This is a genomic window from Streptomyces sp. H27-H1 (assembly GCF_026627445.1).
Taxonomy (GTDB): Bacteria; Actinomycetota; Actinomycetes; order Streptomycetales; family Streptomycetaceae; genus Streptomyces.
On the sequence record NZ_JAPNLJ010000121.1, the window covers coordinates 1 to 3,314 of the forward strand.

3 protein-coding genes and 1 pseudogene are annotated in these 3,314 nt (G+C 65.1%); 2 read left to right on the plus strand and 2 right to left on the minus strand.

Annotated features, from left to right (window positions below):
- Positions 1 to 124: 124 nt before the first annotated feature.
- Positions 125 to 772 carry a transposase gene (locus OTB20_RS43095; protein ID WP_420716621.1) on the minus strand — a complete coding sequence of 216 codons (648 nt, stop codon included), beginning with the start codon at positions 770 to 772 and terminating at the stop codon, positions 125 to 127.
- Positions 773 to 1,109: 337 nt separating this feature from the next.
- Here OTB20_RS43095 and OTB20_RS41925 point away from each other — a divergent pair, with 337 nt between their 5' ends.
- A complete protein-coding gene (locus OTB20_RS41925; protein ID WP_267825146.1) occupies positions 1,110 to 2,327 on the plus strand; it encodes an IS256 family transposase in 1,218 nt (405 codons plus the stop codon).
- Between the two features lie 4 nt (positions 2,328 to 2,331).
- On the opposite strand, the gene OTB20_RS41930 is transcribed toward OTB20_RS41925, so the two are convergent.
- Complete coding sequence (locus OTB20_RS41930) at positions 2,332 to 2,616, minus strand: transposase (protein ID WP_267825147.1); 285 nt, start codon at positions 2,614 to 2,616, stop codon at positions 2,332 to 2,334.
- A gap of 368 nt (positions 2,617 to 2,984) precedes the next feature.
- On the opposite strand from OTB20_RS41930, the pseudogene OTB20_RS41935 reads away from it, so the two are divergent.
- Positions 2,985 to 3,314, plus strand: a pseudogene (locus OTB20_RS41935) (hypothetical protein); the annotation flags it as partial.

Below are 3,314 nucleotides of genomic sequence, written 5' to 3' on the forward strand. Positions count from 1 at the left end.
GCCATGATGGCAGTACAGGCACAGGTCTCCCCGGTGATCACAGAGCGTCGCAACTCCATGATCGCCAAGACTTGTGCCTGCTCTGCTACCGAGATGGCGCCACCGCGCCTATCTGCGCGGCCTCTTAACGGAGATCTTCAGCCATGATCTGTTGTGCGGGCTGATCTCCTCGTTCGAGGATCTTGAACAGCTGCCTGGAGATCACTCGCTTCAGGCAGCGCTGTGCGTCCCGAGAGGTCTTACCCTCGGTGATCCTGCGGGCGACGTACGCCTTCGTAGCAGGGTCGAGCCGCAAACGGATCAGAGTGATGGTGTGCATGGCCCGGTTGAGCTGCCGGTCTCCGCTGCGGTTGAGGCGGTGCCGGTTGGTGAGCCCGGAAGATGCGGGGATCGGGGAGACGCCGGCGAACGAAGCGAAAGCTGCTTCCGAGCGGAACCTGCCCTGATGGGACCAGCTGACCAAGACTTGGGCCGCGGTGATCGGTCCGACGCCAAGCAGGCCGAGAAGCTCTGGAGCCATCTGCCTCACCAGGGTCAGGATCTCCTTTTCGAGATCCTTTGCTTCCGCTTGCAGGCTCTGGATCCGCTGCCCAGTGGACCGGAGGGCCCGTGCTGTCATCCGGTGTTCAAGATCCTGGGCGGGGCGGTCGCGAAGCTGGGCGCAGTGGGTGACCTGGGCCGGGCGTTTGAGTTTTCGCAGCTCGGCGCGGAGGTTGTCCGGTGCGGAAACGATCAGGGCCCTTGAGCTGGTTGATCGCCGCAGTGGAGGCAAGGACGGCACCCTGGCGGGTGGCGAGAAGGACACGTAGGGCCTCGCGCTCGCCGCGGAGTCGGGGCTGCATCAGGTGCTCGGTGGCCAGGGCCTCCTTCGCGGCGCGGATGGCATCGGGCATGTCGGTCTTTCGCCCGCCCCGGTTGGCGGCCCGCTTGGGCCGACACACCTCGACGACGATGGTGTCCCGTGGAGTGGTGTAGCTGATCTTGGCTGGGATGTGCGCCGTCCTGGTGCTCCCGCGTGCATCGGCTGTGGGTGAATGCTCCCTGAGAACGGGGCAGGCCACCGTGCAAATGTCCTTGGTGAACGGGCAGTTCAACCCAAGGAGCGCACGGTGGCCTTGTCCCAGCATGACCTACTTCGCCTGCTTGAGTCACTACGTTCAACGGATGGTCTTGAACTTGTCCGCGAAGTCGCCGAACGGCTGCTCCAGGAACTGATCGAGGCCGAGGCCACCGCCCGGATCGGTGCGGAGTGGGGCGAGCGGACCGACACCCGCACCACCTGGCGCAACGGTCACCGGGAGAAGACCGTGACCACGCAGGCTGGCGATCTGGAACTCGCGATCCCCAAGCTGAGGGCCGGGAGCTTCTTCCCCAGCCTGCTGGAACGCCGGCGCCGCATCGACCAGGCCCTTTACGCGGTCGTCATGGAGGCATACGTCCACGGGGTCTCGACCCGCTCGGTCGACGACCTGGTCAAAGCCCTCGGCTCGGACACCGGCATATCGAAGAGCGAGGTCTCCCGGATCTGCGCCGGCCTCGACGAACAGCTCGACGCGTTCAGGGCCCGGCCCCTTGATCACACGCGGTTTCCGTACGTCTTCCTCGATGCCACCTACGTCAAGGCCCGCGTCGACCATCAGATCGTCTCCCAGGCCGTCGTCATCGCCACTGGCGTCACCGAAGACGGCGGCCGTGAAGTCCTCGGTGTCATGGTCGGCGACAGCGAGACCGAGGTCTTCTGGACCGAGTTCCTTCGCTCGCTGCGCGAACGCGGCCTGTCAGGTGTCCGCCTGGTGATCTCCGACAGCCACAGCGGCCTGGTCAAAGCGATCCGCAAGGTCATGATCGGGGCCGGCTGGCAGCGGTGCCGCGTTCACTTCGTGCGCAACGTCTTCTCCGTCATCCCGAAGGGGTCCGCGGAGATGGTCGCCGCGACGATCCGCACGGTCTTCGCCCAGCCCACCGCCGATGCGGTCAGAGCCCAGCTCGACACCGTCGCGGACATGCTCGGCCGCCAGTTCCCCAAGGTCAAAGAGATGCTGCTGGGGGCGAAGGAGGACCTGACCGCGTTCGCTGACTTCCCCAGCCAGCACTGGAAGAAGATCCAGTCGACCAACCCGCTCGAACGTCTGAACCGGGAGATCAAGCGACGCTCCGACGTCGTCCAGGTCTTCCCGAACACCGCCGCCGTCGCTCGCCTGACCACAGCCGTCCTCATCGAACTCCACGACGAGTGGATCGCCTTCCCCCGCCGCTACCTCTCCATCGAGAGCATGGACAGCCTCTATCCAGACGACACCACCTGCCTGCCCGGCACCGCCGAATGATCAGTTACACCACGCCAAGGGACATGACCTCGACGACGTGCTCGCCGGCCTGGCTGAGGAAGGACGCGAGTCCAGCGCCGTAGCTGCCGATGCCTTCCAGAGCCCAGCAGCGGCGTCCGGGGACGTGCTCGCGGGCGAAGTCCAGCAGGCGACGGTAACCGCGTACGTTAGCCGGCGAGTCGGTGCTCGCCAGGACTGCTCCGATGGGGCTGACAGCCGCTGCTGCGAGGGTGTCCCGGTGGGTATCGACGCCAATGACGCCGTCGACCTGTTCTGCGAGGATGGCCACTCGGTTGTTCTCCTTGATGGGCGGACGGCTGTGGTCGGCGTCGGCCTGGATGGAGTCACCGCGTGGCGGAACTGTGATGAGTCACGCCGCAAGGCGGACAAGCTGCTGATCAAGCCAACGGGTGGGCCAGGTCGACGCCGATGTCCGGCAGACATCTCGGGGGAACGACAGCCCCTGACGGGGCGCCAGTTATGTTTCGAGTCATGCCGGATCATCGGCGCCGAGCCTGGCAGCAACCCATCCCGGGCCGCAGAAGAACTCTCACAGTTATGTTTTTCGCGGTCCTGCAATGGGGCCGCTGGCCTCCAGGCCCGGTATGACTGATTCCCAATGATTCTAGTCAACCGGTGCGCCATAAGGTTGCGCCCATGAAATCGTTGATCGCCGTCGTTCGTGAACAGGACGAAGCTGCCCATTTCCTCGCCTGGCCGGGCGACTTCGACCTGGACCGAGGCGACCATGTCGAGGAAGTCCACCTCGCGTCGGGTGCCGCGCTTGAGGGGTTCGCCGGCGACGGTGCCGGGGGCACGTACTTCTTCTGCGGTGAAGGCGGCGAGGAACGCCCGGTCGTTGAGGTGATCCCTGTGGTGTGGACACACCTGACAATGGATCTTGTTGATCCTGGAAGGTGTAGACCACGTGGCAAGGCCCTCGAAGTACAGTGCGGAGTTCCGGTCCGACGCGATCGCGTTGTGGCG